The sequence below is a fragment of the Acidovorax kalamii genome (assembly GCF_002245625.1).
Lineage (GTDB): Bacteria > Pseudomonadota > Gammaproteobacteria > Burkholderiales > Burkholderiaceae_C > Acidovorax > Acidovorax kalamii.
Map to the genome: position 1 here is coordinate 347,507 of NZ_NOIG01000011.1, position 14,937 is coordinate 362,443.

13 protein-coding genes, 1 tRNA gene and 1 pseudogene are annotated in these 14,937 nt (G+C 59.1%); 7 read left to right on the forward strand and 8 right to left on the reverse strand.

Features of this window, described 5'->3' with window-relative positions:
* Positions 1–14 precede the first annotated feature (14 nt).
* The 4 genes from pal (at position 15) to CBY09_RS18455 (ending at position 2,296) form a co-directional block, all read left to right on the forward strand.
* On the forward strand, positions 15–557 hold the full coding sequence (pal, locus tag CBY09_RS18440; RefSeq protein ID WP_063460469.1) for a peptidoglycan-associated lipoprotein Pal: 543 nt from the start codon (positions 15–17) through the stop codon (positions 555–557).
* Positions 557–1,348 (forward strand): tol-pal system protein YbgF, encoded by a 792-nt coding sequence (gene ybgF / locus CBY09_RS18445; protein ID WP_094291024.1) that lies wholly within the window; start codon positions 557–559, stop codon positions 1,346–1,348. The genes pal and ybgF overlap by 1 nt, the downstream gene beginning before the upstream one ends.
* Positions 1,348–2,172, forward strand: coding sequence for a tRNA threonylcarbamoyladenosine dehydratase (locus tag CBY09_RS18450; protein ID WP_094291025.1), 825 nt, complete (start codon positions 1,348–1,350; stop codon positions 2,170–2,172). Before ybgF ends, CBY09_RS18450 begins: the two co-directional genes overlap by 1 nt.
* A gap of 48 nt (positions 2,173–2,220) precedes the next feature.
* A tRNA-Lys gene (locus tag CBY09_RS18455) sits at positions 2,221–2,296 on the forward strand.
* A gap of 27 nt (positions 2,297–2,323) precedes the next feature.
* On the opposite strand, the gene CBY09_RS18460 is transcribed toward CBY09_RS18455, so the two are convergent.
* The 4 genes from CBY09_RS18460 to CBY09_RS18475 all read right to left on the reverse strand — a co-directional run bounded on the left by CBY09_RS18460 (position 2,324) and on the right by CBY09_RS18475 (position 6,261).
* Complete coding sequence (locus CBY09_RS18460) at positions 2,324–3,385, reverse strand: tyrosine-type recombinase/integrase (RefSeq protein WP_094291026.1); 1,062 nt, start codon at positions 3,383–3,385, stop codon at positions 2,324–2,326.
* A 214-nt stretch (positions 3,386–3,599) separates the two neighbouring features.
* The gene (locus CBY09_RS18465) at positions 3,600–4,928 is read right to left on the reverse strand and encodes a replication initiation factor (protein ID WP_133066304.1); all 1,329 of its coding nucleotides are present in this window, start codon (positions 4,926–4,928) and stop codon (positions 3,600–3,602) included.
* Between the two features lie 105 nt (positions 4,929–5,033).
* Positions 5,034–5,813 carry a hypothetical protein gene (locus CBY09_RS18470; protein WP_094291028.1) on the reverse strand — a complete coding sequence of 260 codons (780 nt, stop codon included), beginning with the start codon at positions 5,811–5,813 and terminating at the stop codon, positions 5,034–5,036.
* 184 nt (positions 5,814–5,997) lie between these two features.
* On the reverse strand, positions 5,998–6,261 hold the full coding sequence (locus CBY09_RS18475; RefSeq protein ID WP_476692208.1) for a phage integrase N-terminal SAM-like domain-containing protein: 264 nt from the start codon (positions 6,259–6,261) through the stop codon (positions 5,998–6,000).
* Positions 6,262–6,372: 111 nt separating this feature from the next.
* On the opposite strand from CBY09_RS18475, the gene CBY09_RS23750 reads away from it, so the two are divergent.
* Both CBY09_RS23750 and CBY09_RS18480 read left to right on the forward strand, forming a co-directional pair.
* Positions 6,373–7,107 carry a hypothetical protein gene (locus tag CBY09_RS23750; RefSeq protein ID WP_133066305.1) on the forward strand — a complete coding sequence of 245 codons (735 nt, stop codon included), beginning with the start codon at positions 6,373–6,375 and terminating at the stop codon, positions 7,105–7,107.
* 121 nt (positions 7,108–7,228) lie between these two features.
* Complete coding sequence (locus tag CBY09_RS18480) at positions 7,229–8,050, forward strand: hypothetical protein (protein WP_094291029.1); 822 nt, start codon at positions 7,229–7,231, stop codon at positions 8,048–8,050.
* Between the two features lie 873 nt (positions 8,051–8,923).
* On the opposite strand, the gene CBY09_RS18495 is transcribed toward CBY09_RS18480, so the two are convergent.
* The 4 genes and pseudogenes from CBY09_RS18495 to CBY09_RS18510 all read right to left on the reverse strand — a co-directional run bounded on the left by CBY09_RS18495 (position 8,924) and on the right by CBY09_RS18510 (position 11,800).
* On the reverse strand, positions 8,924–9,187 hold the full coding sequence (locus CBY09_RS18495; RefSeq protein WP_094291030.1) for a hypothetical protein: 264 nt from the start codon (positions 9,185–9,187) through the stop codon (positions 8,924–8,926).
* A gap of 246 nt (positions 9,188–9,433) precedes the next feature.
* Complete coding sequence (locus CBY09_RS18500) at positions 9,434–10,057, reverse strand: hypothetical protein (RefSeq protein WP_133066306.1); 624 nt, start codon at positions 10,055–10,057, stop codon at positions 9,434–9,436.
* Positions 10,058–10,312: 255 nt separating this feature from the next.
* Positions 10,313–10,627: pseudogene (locus tag CBY09_RS18505) on the reverse strand (transposase); the annotation flags it as partial.
* 108 nt (positions 10,628–10,735) lie between these two features.
* Positions 10,736–11,800 carry an AI-2E family transporter gene (locus CBY09_RS18510; RefSeq protein WP_094291032.1) on the reverse strand — a complete coding sequence of 355 codons (1,065 nt, stop codon included), beginning with the start codon at positions 11,798–11,800 and terminating at the stop codon, positions 10,736–10,738.
* 243 nt (positions 11,801–12,043) lie between these two features.
* Here CBY09_RS18510 and CBY09_RS18515 point away from each other — a divergent pair, with 243 nt between their 5' ends.
* Positions 12,044–14,923: a 2-oxoglutarate dehydrogenase E1 component gene (locus tag CBY09_RS18515; protein WP_094291033.1), complete on the forward strand. Its 2,880-nt coding sequence runs from the start codon at positions 12,044–12,046 to the stop codon at positions 14,921–14,923.
* Positions 14,924–14,937: the final 14 nt, after the last annotated feature.

The window sequence follows — 14,937 nt, forward strand, 5'->3', positions numbered from 1 at the left end:
CAGGAGAAATTTGGATGATCAAACGTTTTACCCTTGCCCTTACCGTTGTTGCGCTGGTCGCCGGCTGCAGCTCTGGCGTGAAGCTGGACGATGTTCCCGTCGAAGACAAAAACGCAACGTCCACCATGGGCGGTGCCAACAGCGGTGCCAACTCTGGCAATACGTCTCAGAGCGGCGTGGCCGGTGTGGATCTGGGACAATCCGGCCGCGATGGCGCAGGCCCCGTGGGCGTGGCGCGCATCGTGTACTTCGACTACGACAGCTATGTCATCAAGCCCGAGTTCCAGTCCGTGATCGAAGCGCATTCCCGTTTCATCAAGGCAACCCCCAACCGCAAGGTCATGATCGAAGGCCACACCGATGAACGTGGTGGTCGCGAGTACAACCTGGCACTGGGCCAAAAGCGTGCCGAGGCTGTGCGCCGTTCGCTGGGCCTGCTGGGCGTACCGGACAGCCAGGTGGAAGCTGTGAGCTTTGGCAAGGAGAAGCCCGCAGCCCAGGGTGGTACAGAAGATGTGCACGCGAAGAATCGCCGTGCTGAACTGTCCTACCGTTGATGCGAACCGCTGCCGTGGTGTTCCCTCTTCGGCTCTTGGCGGCTGCCGCGTTGTCGGTGGCCTTGCTGCCCTCGGCCCAGGCGGCCATTTTTGAGGATGGCGAGGCACGCCGGGCCATCCTGGAAATGCGCCAGCGCGTGGATGGTCTGCAAATGTCCAGCCAGCGCTCTGCCGAGGAACTGCGCAAGCTGGGTGAAGAAAATGCCCAGCTGCGCCGCAGCCTTCTGGATCTGCAGACGCAGATAGAGACTCTGCGGGCTGAGCAGGCCAAGCTTAATGGCCAAAACGAGCAGCTGCTGCGCGACGTGGGCGACCTTCAGCGACGCCAGAAGGACATCGCCCAAGGGGTGGATGAGCGGCTTCGCCAGTTCGAGCCCGTCAAGGTGGCGGTGGATGGCAAGGAGTTTCAGGCGGATCCTGCAGAAAAGCGGGATTTCGAGGCCGCACTTGCGGTCTTCCGATCCGGCAAATTCCCCGAGGCCAGCACGGCATTCGCGGGATTTGTGCGTCAGTATCCGCGCAGCGGTTTTGTGCCATCAGCGCGCTTCTGGCTTGGCAACGCCCAGTACGCCACGCGGGAGTACAAGGATGCCATCGGTAACTTCAAACAAATGCTGGCGGACGCGCCCGGCCATGCCCGGGCTCCGGAGGCCGCTTTGTCGATTGCCAACTGCCAGATCGAACTCAAGGACACGCGCACCGCACGCAAGACGCTGGAAGATCTGGTTCGCGCCTACCCACAATCTGAGGCGGCTGTCGCTGCCAAAGAGCGTCTGTCCCGCTTGAAGTAATGCCGGGCGAGATCGTTTCGCCGGGGTTGCCTTTGCCGCAAGAGTCTGAGGCTTCACTGGAGCGCCGGTTTGGTGGGTTGGCGCGGTTGTATGGCGTGGAAGGCGTGGCGAGAATCCGCCGCGCTCATGTTGCCGTCATCGGCATTGGCGGGGTGGGGTCCTGGGCCGCAGAGGCGCTGGCGCGCAGCGGCGTGGCCCAGATCACCCTGGTCGATCTGGACCATGTCGCCGAGTCCAATATCAACCGCCAGATTCATGCGCTGACAGATACGGTGGGCCAGGCCAAGGTGCTGGCGATGCGGGACCGTATTGCCCAGATCCATCCGGCGTGCACCATTCATTGCATTGAGGAGTTTGTGGAGCCTGGCAACTGGCCTGGGTTGTTGACGACCCCAGTTGATGCGGTCATCGATGCCTGTGACCAGGTGCGGGCCAAGGTGGCTATCGCAGCATGGGCGCAATCTGCAGGTGTTCTGCACATTGCTGTCGGCGCTGCCGGTGGCAAGCGCCAGGCCCACAAGGTCGATGTGGATGACCTGGCCTACACGACCCATGACCCTCTGTTGGCGCAGTTGCGCTACCAGATGCGCAAGCACCACCGCGCACCGCGCGAGGGCAAGAAGATCGGTGTGACCTGCGTGTTCAGCCGTGAAGCTGTGGCTCCTCCCGATGCGTCCTGCAACATCCAGGGCGACGGCACTTTGAACTGCCATGGCTATGGCTCGGTGGTCGCGGTCACGGCCACCTTCGGGCAGTGCGCTGCTGGGTGGGTGCTCGACAAACTTGCGACAACTTCCAAGTTGGGGTCAAAAAAGACGCTATAATCCGAGGCTTTGCAGCAGTCTGATCAGTCTGGATTGATGCAATCGGTCGGGACGTTAGCTCAGTTGGTAGAGCAGCGGACTTTTAATCCGTTGGTCACAAGTTCGAATCTTGTACGTCCTACCAGAGATATCAAGGGCTTAGCCGAAGAGGCTAGGCCCTTTTCTCTTTGGGCCGTGACGAAAACGTGACAAGGTTCACCACGTTCTCATCCCGTAGGCGCTGAATCCGACTAGCTGCAACCGCCAGATGTTCCGTGGCGTACTTCGCATAACGGTCTACCATCACCCGAGATTTCCAGCCGCCCAAGTCCTTGAGCTCATCGCAAGACGTTCCCGCTTGCCGATGCCATGAAGCCCACGTGTGCCGCAGGTCATGGAACCGAAAATCCTGAATGCCAGCAGCCGCCAGCGCCGCATGCCATGCTGAGTTCGTCAACTCCCACGCAATCGCCTTGCCCTGGTAGGTGAAGCAAAAGCGCGGGTGTTGGCCTAGCAGTTCTTCCAAGACTTCTATCGCATCTTCATTCAAGGGCACTCCCCGTGGCGTGCCGTTCTTCGTGTGATTGAGCCAAGCCGTGCCCCGGCTCAGATCCACACGATTCCACTCCAGGCCTTTGATCTCGGACGCTCGGCACCCCGTTGCCAGGGCAAACCGCACCAGGGCCGCCAGATGAGGCGGGCATGCACGAATCAACCGATCCGCTTCCTCCCGCGTCAACCACCGATCCCGCTCGACCTCGCCAGGCAGCAGACGGATTTTCGGCATGGTGTCGATCCACTGCCATTCGTCGCGGGCCATCCGAAGAAGGCTGCGCACCGTGGCGAGATAACGGTTCACCGTGGCGGGTTTGTTGCCCTTCTTGAGCTCGCCCTGCACGACGCTCCAGATCAGATCACCATTGATCTGTCTGAGTGAAGCATCGCCCAGGTAGCGGTCCAGATGGCGGCAAATCCGTTGCACATCCGAAAAACTCTTCAGCGTCCTTTTGAGTTCAAGGTACCGAATCACAGCCTCTTGCCAGGTACGTTCCGGTTTGATCCCAAAGTGGGTTTCCCGGTACGCATCCAGCTTGAGTTTGGCTAAATACGCTTCCGCGTCGGCTCGGTCGGCAGTCCCAGAGCTTTGGCGTATGCGCTTGCCGTTGGGGAGCGTTGCATTGATCCACCAGTGGCCGGAGTCTGGCCGCTTGTAGACACCTTCATTACGGGCCATATCTGTTTCTCCTTTCCGGCCCGCCTTCGCTCGCCCTTATGGTCTTCGAGCCAGGCATCGAGGTCAACCCTGTCGTATACACAACGCCTTCCAAAACGCACACAAGGCACGTCCAGTTGCGCCAGGAGCGTGACGCCAATACCGAGATAGGCAGCGGCCTGTTCTTTGGACAGACAGCGGGCCGCAGGCAAGGGCAGGCCGGTTTCTTCCATGGTCAGCCTCGTGACTGGCGTTCGTACTCGTTGTGCTGGTAGGGCTCAGGCGCAGGCGGCAACGCTGGATTCATGCGAGTGTTGTAGAGGCGTGTGAGGGCCTCGACTTTCTCGCGAAAGAACTGCTCATCGCCAACCCCACTCAAGCCGCCCCCATTCTGCTTGCCTAGGACGTCGTACGCGTGCTTCTTGGCCTCAAGCGCCGCCGCATCGAAGTCCGTGATCCCTGTGATCGCCCCGATGGAAGCATAGGCCGAGAGAGTGCGAGCACCGAGCCATGACAGGGAAGGGGCCCGCAGAGCCTGGTAGCTGCGCAGCAACGGGCCGCCTTGCACCCCCCAATCCACCGATGAAACAGCCATCCACAGGGGGTGGACAGGCCAGCGGCTGCGGGTGTTATCCGCTTCTGTAGGGAGGCACAGACGCAGCCATTCCGTGGTCGCATAGCTCCACAGGCCCGCACGGTTTTCCATCACAGAGCCCAGGGTGTCCAAGTCCAGTTGCACCAAGACTTCACGCTTGAACTGGAATTCCAAGCGCCAGACGGGCATCTCTTGATCCCATCCGGCTCGCGCCCAGAGGTCGAGCAGGTATTCCTTCCCGCTTTTCTTGCACTCCAGGAGCTTGTGATACAGCCGGGCCATGAGAGCGCCACCGGCCCCGATGGTCCAGCCGGTAAACGTCTTGTCTTCCGCGTACTGGTTGACGGCACAAGCCCGAGTGACCCACGCTTCTCGGTTCCAGCCTTCCATGCTCAGATCGCACGCGAAATCGAGAAACAGATCGACCCGACTGACCTTCGGGGCGTGAACTTCCCCGAGCTGACGCAGGAGGTCCCGCAACTCCGATTCAATCTCCATCGGCCCCTTGTGGCTCAAGAGTTGGCTGGAGACCTGGACATAGGCCATGGGCAACTGCTTGGACTTGCCAGCACCCAGGCGGATCATGTACGAGCCATCTACCAGGGTGAAAGCGAACAAGCCTGAGCTTTTGTCTTTGACCTCGAAGACATGGGAGCCCAACTGCAATTGGGCTTTCGCCGCTTCATGGTTTGGCCCTTGGGCTATGGATTTGAGGTGGCGCAGTTGAGAAACGCGATCCGGCGAGAGAACGCCGGGGTAAGAGAGGTACAAACTATCCACGCCCCATCGCAAGGGTTGGTAGTGGAATTTGCTGTTATCAGGTGCTGTGTTACTAGGCGCCGCACCTGCAATACCTTCCGCATCGGATTCGCCGGTGCGCGCTCCGCGCGCCCCCATCGAATCCGACGCGGCCTGGTTTGGGGTTTGTGGGTACTTCGTGGCCTCGCCACCAGAGTTTCGCTTCGACATGAATTCCATCCTTTAACCGCGCCAGGCATGCCACTTTGGCTTCCTGGAACGGTTATGGATTGAATACATCGACGGCCATCTGGACGACCATCTCAAATCGCGATTTCAGATGGTTTTAATTTTCTTTGAGCGCTGGTATTGGGCGCTGAGGTTTTTGGCGGCACCCGGTGCACGGGGGTACACCTTGAGCAGGTCCACCATCAGGTGTTCCAAGTCTTTTTCGGATAGATCATTCAGGCCCATTTCGCGAAGCATCAGCAGGACATAGCGCATGGGCTCCAGGCCGATCATGGGTTTTTTGGATGGGCCTTTGAGCGCGGCTTGCAAGTGTTTGAAGAACCGCTTGTCGCTTCGGATTTGAGCCCTGGCAAGATGCCGCATTGCCGTCGGACAGCCGATGACTGTTCGATCCATACGAATCGCCTTGAACAATGAGTCGTGATCGTTGTTTTCGCGCAGGTCCTGGAGCAGGCTAGAGATACTCCGTCCATAGGTTGCCATGCTTTGCATGGTCCGGTTCAAGGAGTAAATCAGTGTCAACACTTCTTCGTCGGTGAACGCTTCGTGCTGGGGCTTGTCCTCGACTTCATCACGCTGTCTCAGCATTGCGAGGGCGGCTTCCTGCGGATCGGAAGAACTGGCAACGTCCCTCACTTCCTCTTGTCTGTTCAGGGCGAGGACCACCCAGCTAAGGTGTTCGTCGAATGGCAACTCATACAAATGGCTGTAGTCGCCCCAGTCTCCTGGAAACACCTTGTCGAATCTCGCCTTGGGCGTGAGAGCCAACAGTTCATCTGCTTCTCGCAGCTTGGCGAAAACCTCCGGAAGAATTTGGATGAATTCTTGGAATTGGTCTGCGGTGAGTTTTCCGTAGTCTTTTTTCACACCACTACTTTAAGCTCGACCTCGCCACCAGACACTATGCAAACCGTGAGTGGTGGTCACTGCCACCGGCGGGAATCGACCCTGAGCAGCCATCCAGCTAGAAGCTCCAAAGCCGTCATTCAGCCAGGCCGCAAGTGCGAGGCCAAGAAGTCCAACGGGCTGGCGATTCCTGCGGCAGCGGCTTTCAGGACACCCGCCGCTTGTTACCCAACATGGCTAGAAAACCTTCGATTTCCAGCTGCCCCATGTCTCGTGGATGCCGCAAGCCGTGCAATTTCACGAACATGCGCACCCATTGCACGTAGGCCTGCTCGGTGCGCAGGCTATAGTGCTTGTAACGAATTCGCTCACGGACCTGGTCCAGCAACCGTGTGGCGCGAAAAACTGGAGGGAGGCGGGTTTCATGGCTAAATTTGTACTTTTTTTTATACGGTATATGTGCCGTCAAGCTAGGCTACAAGCTCCTTTCCGCGTTTTCTTGTGCCAATTTAGACCGCAAGCGCCAGATATGGCCTGCGGCTTGGTGCGGTCTACATTACGTTAACACTCAGGAACTCTCATGGCCGAATCTACAAGCTACCAGCGCTTCAGAAATCGAATCGAGCAACTCGAACAGCACGTGCAAGCTGTTGATCTCTCCGTTTCTTACGCGCTTGACACCACAAAAGCAAAGATTGCAGCAGGTGGCACGATCCTCGGAGCGCTTGGGAAAACACATGCGAAATACAGCCATCTGAAGCACCCAGTTAACCACGCACCTCGGATTTTTAATTTTTCCAAATCCCTCAACTTTGAACACGCCGTTATTATTCTGTATCGGTACTTCGGGGAGTATTTAAGAGGCGTTCTTGAAGAGATGTACGCCAAGGATCCACTGGCTGTCGTGGGAAAAGTTCAAGGCAATTCGCTTCAGTTTCATGAGTTGGTTGCCCTTGGCTCATATCAAGCGATTGCACAGAAGATGATAGACACAACGTTCCGTCGTCTTGAAGACGAGCGTAGCACGACGAAATTATTCGACAAAATTCTTGGGCATACAAAGATCGTAGTAACGCAAGTCACGAAGGATGCGGCATTAAAACATCTGGAAATGCGTCACCTGTTCATTCACAACAATGGAAAATGCGATGCATTATTTGAAAAGAACTATGGGGCCCATTTTGGGTTAAAGGATGGCAACGACTTGCCTACCAATTACAAGACTACAAGTGCTGCAATTAACTCCGTTGTTGCCTTGCTCAAAGAAGTAGATCAATTGTTAATTACGGGAAGCTTCATTCCAGCCCGCGGATGAGTGCTAACCCATCATTCCACCGGACCTGCGCGAAAAGCCGCGAGTCCGGTAAATTCAGACGTTATGCCGCGGAGTGTGTGCGGGTGCTCCCACATCCAAGTGACACCAGCTCGTTTGACCAATGACCCTCATTCTTAGCTGCCTTACCCCCAAATACATCGTTCAAGTCTCCGATCGGCGACTTACGTGGCCTGACGGTCGAGTTTTTGACGAAACAGCCAACAAGGCGATAGTGTTTCATGGCCGTGCCGCGATCGCGTATACCGGAATTGCATTAATCGGCTCGCAACGAACTGATGAGTGGATCGCGGATCAAATTCTGGATTGCACTGGGGTGCAAGATGCCATAGACACGCTTAAGGCCGCTTTGGACGAGCGGATCGTGCAGCTCTCTGCGCCGAATCGCGGGCTGACGGTTTGCCTTGATCTTTGGGGCGCACAGATGCATGGCACCGTCGACCGGCCGTGGAGCGTCGCCTTAACCAATCAGATCGACCCTCAGACTCGAAAACCGAGCGCAAAGCCATTCCCGACGTTTTCCCAGTTTACGCAGACGCTGCCCGATGGGAAGACATTCGCCTTCCTCCCTCTCGGGGAGCATCTCGATTCCGGAATCTACAAGAAGATGGTCAGGAATTTGATTAGGGTTATGCGAGACATAGGTAGTCCCTCGGCCATACCGGCGCCAGAAACCGCCGCAAGATTTATGCGGGACGCCGTGCTCGATACATCGAAGTGGAGCCGATTGGTAGGTGAGAACGTCATGACCACCGTTCTCCACAACTTCCAGTTGCCAGAGCACCAAGGAAAGTCGAACAGCTTTATCTTTCATCCCGATCCGAAGAGCGAGCCGATTTTGTATGCACCGACCGTCATCAATCCTGGGATGTCCATGAAAGGGCTCCGCATGTACCCGGGCCCGCCACGTTTCAAGATTAAGTGACGCATCGGACGTGCTCAGGCCTACGGCTAGTGACCGATTGCCGGCTTACATCGCGGTCAGTACAACGTGAAAACATTGGCGAGTGACTGCGATGTTTAGCGAGCGAAGACGAGCTAAGTTGTTGAAAAATAAGGGGTTTCAGGCCCCTTTTAATCCGTTGGTCACAAGTTCGAATCTTGTACGTCCTACCACCCATTCAAGGCCCTGTAGCAATACAGGGCCTTTTTGTTTGCTATCACAGTTGATGTATTCGCCGCTTCCGTTGATTGCGCTTGTTCCGCAACCATGATCGGTGTTCCGCAAAGTAAGTCAACTTGCTGCGATAGCGTGGGCTTCTTCGATTCTTTGAAGCTCAGTTTGCTCTGTGACTCCATCGCTCCCTATCCCAACCGACACATCTACAAATTCGCGTGTTTGTTTGGCTTTCATCGGGCACCGCGTCGAGCGCTGTGGCCAGCTCCGATGCTATCAAGGTGAATTCCCTGAGCTTGTCGGTAGGCATCTCCATGCGTGCGGCCGCCGTCATCATGTTGGTGATTTCGGTAGGAATCCTGCCGCTCAGCTCGCGCACGTCGCGCTCGGCCTGGTCCAACCCTGCTCGGTGTCGAAGCGGTGCGCAACCCTAGTACACGGGCTGCGGCGGGCGATTCCAGAACGCCCGCGCCGGTTTTGAGGGCCTTCCAGTTGGGCCGCAGCAGCATCAGCTCGCTGGCTCCGAAGTAGTTGCGGGAGGCCTGGGCTTCACTGATGGTGTCGCCCTGCGCGGCAGCGTAGACCATGGCGCGCAGCTTCCGGGCCACGGCAACCATGGCATCTGTCACGGCTTGGCGGTCCAGGACCGGGGTGCCCAGGATGCGCGGCCTCACGCCCGGCTCAGCCTGCGCCGACAGCAGCGCTTGCAGTCCGGTCTTTTTTTTGCCTGTGGGGGCCGATGACCTTCACGGCTTGGTCGGCCGCCTTCTCTTCATCGTCGGCGCTCACGCTATTTTCCACCCGCACGATGACCGGCTTGGGGCGGGCTTGTTCCTTGATGGCGTTGAGCGAGGCGGCCAGCGTGCCCGGCTCTCCCGCTTTACCGATGGCCGTATCAATCTTGGTGACAAGCACCGGGGTGTTGAGGTGAAAAGACAGCCGCATCAGTGTCCGAGGCTGTGGCCTCCGGGCCGTCATTGATTTCAGTGACGCGCACGCCGTGGAGGTTGCCAAGGGTGGCCATGCGCACACCGGCTGGGACGGGGAAATGGGATGTACTGATCTTCATCCCTTCCCACGCGTAAGGCCACCGGCGGCGAATGCATGCGCCGCCTGCACATGAAAAAGCCCGCCGTGCGCGAAGCCGGGCGGGCTGTTTTCTGTGGCGGAGCTACGCAGAAACGCAATCCATCAGCGTCGCCCCCTTACGGTGTCTGCCTGTTCATCGCTCACGTTGTCGAGTTCGCCATGCAAGTGCCTCCACGAACCTTTGTGGCGAGAGCCGAAGATAAGCAAGCTGGCAAGTGACCAGAATAATCCGAACGCTACGACCAATACAAGCCACGTCAGCATGGCGCCGAGGGGCTTGTAGTCTCCGCCCCGCATAACCAGGGCTCCGGTCTGCCATGCCCAGAGCAAGAGACCCACAGGCACTATGGCAAACACAATGCCAATGGTCAGCCCGAGACGGGGGAGCGCCTTGCCCAGCCCTGCCACCACCCAGCAAACTGCCACCATCGTCACCAGCGCAGCCATATGTTCAGGCAGCACCAGCCAGCTCAATCCCGCCGCCAATATCTTCAACATGGCAGTTCCTACAACGGAGCCTTGATCCCCGCCACGGTTGGATGAGCTGGTTGGCTCGGGAGCTGGGTCTACATGTTCGAGCCTGCTGTTCAAAACCTCTTGCGCAATGGCCATGGTCGGAGCCGCAAGCATGCCCTTGGCGATTCGGTCCTCCAGCTCCTCGATGGGCATCCGGTGGTAAAGCGCTGCCAGTGAAAGTCGCTTCTTTTCGCTGAGAACATTCGTCATCTTGGCAGTCCAATGATTTGGTTGTCGGGCTGGGTGCCGTTTTTGTGAATCCGGGTGCCGTTTTTGGGGGGCGGACCCTGGTGACGGCAAGCGCAGGCGCCTGAACGAATGCGTGATGGACTATAGCCTGCGGCGGAGCGTTGGGGAGGGGGCAGGCTCCGGCGCTTGCACGCGGTGGCAAACGTTGTCAGTATTCGCGACCGATACGGTGGCGGGGTCTTCAAGGTGGATCAACTGGGCGGCGGCTTGGTCGGCCAACTGTCGGCACATGGCAATGAAGCGCTTGCAGACGTTGCAGATGCCAGCGCCGTTGCTCCGACGGAAGTCCGCAATGATCTTGAAGTCCGGCCCAAGGCGTCCGGTCAGCCACATCGGCTCGACATTGCGCTGGGCTTCGCGCTCCAGGCGGCGGCTCGATTGGATACGGTTGAGGTAGCCGCAAATGTGGAGCTTGAGCAGTACGGCCGGGTGGTACGCAGGCCGTCCGGTGACCGCTGGATTGATCTCACCGAAACCGAGCGACCGAAGATCCAGTTCGTGGTCAAACACATCGACAACGCGCACCCGATGCGTTACGCAGCGTCTGGTGTGCATTTCCAAAGGCCTCTCTCGCGGAGGCCTTTGTCTTTTCCGGCGTGTGTTTTGCAGGCGCCCCTGTAGGAGGGGGCGTGTTGCGCGTCACGGACTGGCCGTGGAGTCTGTTTGGTTCGGGGCAAAAAGGTCCCAGCTGGCAATGAACAGCGCAGCGATGACGGGGCCAATGACAAAGCCTGTGAGGCCGAAAAGTCCCATGCCTCCCAGTGTGGAGATGAGCACGATGTAGTCCGGCATCTTGGTGTCCTTGCCGACCAGGATGGGGCGCAGGACGTTGTCCACGAGGCCAATCACGCCGATCCCGAATGCGGTCAGCACCGCACCCTGCCACACGGCCCCGGTGGCGAGGAAGTAGATGGCCACCGGTACCCAGATCAGGCCTGCGCCCACAGCAGGCAGCAGTGACAGGAAGGCCATCAGTACCCCCCACAGAACCGGGCCCTGGATGCCCAGCACCCAGAAGATCAGGCCGCCCAGGGCCCCCTGAGATGCCGCCACCACGATGTTGCCTTTGACGGTGGCTCGGATGACGGTGGTGAACTTGCTGACCAGCTGCCGTTTATGGGCATCGTCCAGTGGGGTCGCATGGCCAATCCGGCGGGCCAGGCTGGCGCCATCGCGCAGCAGGAAAAACAGGAGGTACAGCATGATGCCGAAGCCGACGAGGAACTCCAGCGTGTTCTGACCAATGCTCAGCGCTTGTGTTGCGACGAACTGGCTGGCTTGTACGGCAACGGAGGAGAGTTTTTGCTGCAACTCACCGATGCTGGTGAGATTCAGTCGCTCCAGAAGATTGGCGGCCCACGCAGGCAGGGCTGCGATCACCTGCTGCAGATAGAGCCCGAAATTGAGCTGGCCTGAGCGCACCCGTTCGTAAATGACGCTGGCCTCCTGAACCAGCGACACGGTGATGGCGGTCATGGGCAGGATGACGATGACCAGGCAAAGCCCCAGCGTGCACAGGGCTGCCAGGGTGGGGCGCTTGGGCATGCGCTTGAGTAGTTTGCGATGCAGCGGGGCAAACAGGATGGCCAGAATCACGCCCCAAAAAACAGCGCCGTGAAACTGCCAGAGGATGGCTCCGAAGGCGATGGTCACGGCGATCAGCAGCAGCAGGAAGGCTTTGTCTTGGAGGTGATTGGGTGTCATGTCGCGTGGAGGCAATGAGATACCCGGAATGTACGCGAGGCCCACTGACGTCAATTTGTCGGCGGCCTGTCGTGGGTGCGCGCATGCCCCTTCCTTTGGGCGATCGCCCGTTCGGTGGCACAATACCGCCCGTACCAAGGCCCTTCCCCAGCCACAGTCGCATCCGCCAATCGGTTCAGCCGTGTCGCGGAAGGTTTCTCAACCAGCTAATGCTTTCCCAAGGAAAGCGGAGGTCAGCGGAATATGAGCGATACGACATCCGTCTATCAAGCCTACCAAGGCAACACTTACCTCTTCGGCGGCAATGCGCCCTATGTCGAAGAGATGTACGAAAACTACCTTGCCAACCCAGGTAGCGTGCCAGACAACTGGCGCGAGTACTTTGATGCACTGCAAAATGTGCCCGCAGTGGATGGCAGCAATGCCAAGGACGTTCCCCATCTGCCGGTGATCAATGCCTTTGCCGAGCGTGCAAAGCAGGGCGGTACCAAGGTGGTCGTCGCCACCGGCGCGGACTCGGAACTGGGCCGCAAGCGTACCGCGGTTCAGCAGCTGATCGCCGCATACCGCAATGTGGGCGCGCGCTGGGCCGATCTGGACCCGCTCAAGCGCACCGAGCGCCCTGCGATTCCCGAACTCGAACCCTCTTTTTACGGCTTCAGCGATTCCGACCAGGAAGTCGTGTTCAACACCAGCAACACGTTCTTCGGCAAGGAATCCATGCCGCTGCGCGAGCTGATCAATGCCTTGCGCGAAACGTACTGCGGCTCCATCGGCGCCGAGTACATGTACGCCACCGACCAGAACCAGAAGCGCTGGTGGCAGGAAAAACTCGAAACCATCCGCAGCAAGCCCAGCTTCGGCGCGGAAAAGAAAAAGCAGATTCTCGACCGCCTGACGGCCGCTGAAGGCCTGGAGCGTTTTCTGCACACCAAGTACGTCGGCCAGAAGCGTTTCTCCCTCGAAGGGGGCGAAAGCTTCATCGCCGCCATGGACGAGCTGATCCAGCAAGCAGGCTCCAAAGGTATCCAGGAAATCGTCATCGGCATGGCCCACCGTGGCCGCCTGAATGTGCTGGTCAATACGCTGGGCAAGATGCCCGCCGACTTGTTTGCCGAGTTTGACCACACTGCTCCGGAAGACCTGCCAGCGGGCGACGTGAAGTACCACCAGGGTTTCTCCTCGGACGTATCCACCCCCGGCGGCCCGGTCCATCTGTCGCTGGCGTTCAACCCCTCTCACCTGGAAATCGTCAACCCCGTGGTGGAAGGTTCGGTGCGCGCCCGCATGGACCGCCGTGATGACCCCCGGGGTAGCCAGGTGTTGCCCGTGCTGGTGCACGGCGATGCCGCATTTGGCGGACAGGGCGTCAACCAGGAAACCCTGGCGCTGGCGCAGACCCGTGGCTACACCACGGGCGGCACGGTGCACATCATCATCAACAACCAGATCGGCTTCACCACCTCGGACCCGCGCGACATGCGCTCCAGCGCGTTCTGTACCGACATCGTGAAGATGGTCGAATCGCCGGTGCTGCACGTCAACGGTGATGATCCCGAAGCCGTGGTGCTGGCCACCCAACTGGCGCTGGAATTCCGCATGGAGTTCCGCCAGGACGTGGTGGTGGACATCACCTGCTTCCGCAAGCTGGGCCACAACGAGCAGGACACGCCCTCGCTGACCCAGCCACTCATGTACAAGAAGATTGCGGCCCACCCCGGCACCCGCAAGCTGTACGCCGACAAGCTGGCCACTCAGGGCCTGGGTGCGACGCTGGGCGACGACATGGTCAAGGCGTACCGCTCTGCCATGGATGCGGGCAAGCACACCGTCGATCCGGTGTTGACCAATTTCAAGAGCAAGTACGCGGTGGACTGGTCGCCCTTCCTGGGCAAGAAGTGGACCGATGCGGGCGATACCGCGATTCCACTGACGGAATGGAAGCGCCTGTCCGAAAAGCTCACCACCATTCCTGCCAGCGTCACACCGCACCAACTGGTGAAGAAGGTCTACGATGACCGCGCTGCCATGGGCCGTGGCGAAATCAATGTGGACTGGGGCATGGGCGAACACATGGCCTTCGCGTCCCTGGTGGCCAGCGGCTACCCGGTGCGCCTGTCGGGTGAAGACTGCGGACGCGGCACCTTCACCCACCGCCATGCCGTGATTCACGACCAGGCCCGCGAAAAGTGGGATGCCGGCACCTATGTGCCGCTGCAGAACGTGGCCGACAACCAGGCCCCGTTTGTCGTGATCGACTCCATCCTGTCCGAAGAGGCGGTGCTGGGCTTCGAGTACGGCTATGCATCGAACGATCCCAACACCCTGGTGATCTGGGAAGCACAGTTCGGCGACTTCGCCAACGGCGCCCAGGTGGTGATCGACCAGTTCATCGCCTCCGGCGAAGTGAAGTGGGGCCGTGTGAACGGCATTACGCTGATGCTGCCGCACGGCTATGAAGGCCAGGGTCCTGAGCACAGCTCGGCCCGCCTGGAGCGCTTCATGCAGCTGGCGGCCGACACCAACATGCAGATCGTGCAGCCCACCACGGCCAGCCAGATCTTCCATGTGCTGCGCCGCCAGATGGTGCGCGACCTGCGCAAGCCACTGATCATCATGACGCCCAAGTCGCTGCTGCGTAACAAGGACGCCACCTCGCCGTTGTCCGAGTTCACCAAGGGCAGCTTCCAGACGGTGATTCCCGAGCAGAACGAAGCCATCGTGAAGAAGGCCGCCAAGGTCAAGCGCGTGATCGCGTGCTCGGGCAAGGTGTACTACGACCTCGTGAAGAAGCGCACCGAACGCGAAGACGAAGACGTGGCCATCATCCGTGTGGAACAGCTCTACCCGTTCCCCCACAAGGCATTTGGGGCCGAACTCAAGAAGTACCCCAACGCGACGGATGTGGTGTGGTGCCAGGACGAGCCGCAAAACCAGGGTGCCTGGTTCTTCATCCAGCACAACATCCACGAGAACATGCTCGATGGCCAGAAGCTGGGCTACGCAGGCCGCGCCGCGTCTGCTTCGCCTGCCGTGGGTTATGCCCACCTGCACCAGGAGCAGCAAAAGGCGCTGGTGGATGCAGCATTCGCCAAGCTCAAGGGTTTTGTCCTGACCAAGTAAGGCCAGCTACCCGA

Excerpts from the sequence above, each read along its gene's own strand:
- pal (WP_063460469.1), top strand. The coding sequence starts at position 15 with ATGATCAAACGTTTTACCCTTGCCCTTACCGTTGTTGCGCTGGTCGCC.
- ybgF (WP_094291024.1), top strand. The coding sequence starts at position 557 with ATGCGAACCGCTGCCGTGGTGTTCCCTCTTCGGCTCTTGGCGGCTGCC.
- CBY09_RS18450 (WP_094291025.1), top strand. The coding sequence starts at position 1,348 with ATGCCGGGCGAGATCGTTTCGCCGGGGTTGCCTTTGCCGCAAGAGTCT.
- CBY09_RS18460 (WP_094291026.1), bottom strand. The coding sequence starts at position 3,385 with ATGGCCCGTAATGAAGGTGTCTACAAGCGGCCAGACTCCGGCCACTGG.
- CBY09_RS18465 (WP_133066304.1), bottom strand. The coding sequence starts at position 4,928 with ATGTCGAAGCGAAACTCTGGTGGCGAGGCCACGAAGTACCCACAAACC.
- CBY09_RS23750 (WP_133066305.1), top strand. The coding sequence starts at position 6,373 with ATGGCCGAATCTACAAGCTACCAGCGCTTCAGAAATCGAATCGAGCAA.
- CBY09_RS18480 (WP_094291029.1), top strand. The coding sequence starts at position 7,229 with ATGACCCTCATTCTTAGCTGCCTTACCCCCAAATACATCGTTCAAGTC.
- CBY09_RS18495 (WP_094291030.1), bottom strand. The coding sequence starts at position 9,187 with ATGCGGCTGTCTTTTCACCTCAACACCCCGGTGCTTGTCACCAAGATT.
- CBY09_RS18500 (WP_133066306.1), bottom strand. The coding sequence starts at position 10,057 with ATGACGAATGTTCTCAGCGAAAAGAAGCGACTTTCACTGGCAGCGCTT.
- CBY09_RS18510 (WP_094291032.1), bottom strand. The coding sequence starts at position 11,800 with ATGACACCCAATCACCTCCAAGACAAAGCCTTCCTGCTGCTGCTGATC.
- CBY09_RS18515 (WP_094291033.1), top strand. The coding sequence starts at position 12,044 with ATGAGCGATACGACATCCGTCTATCAAGCCTACCAAGGCAACACTTAC.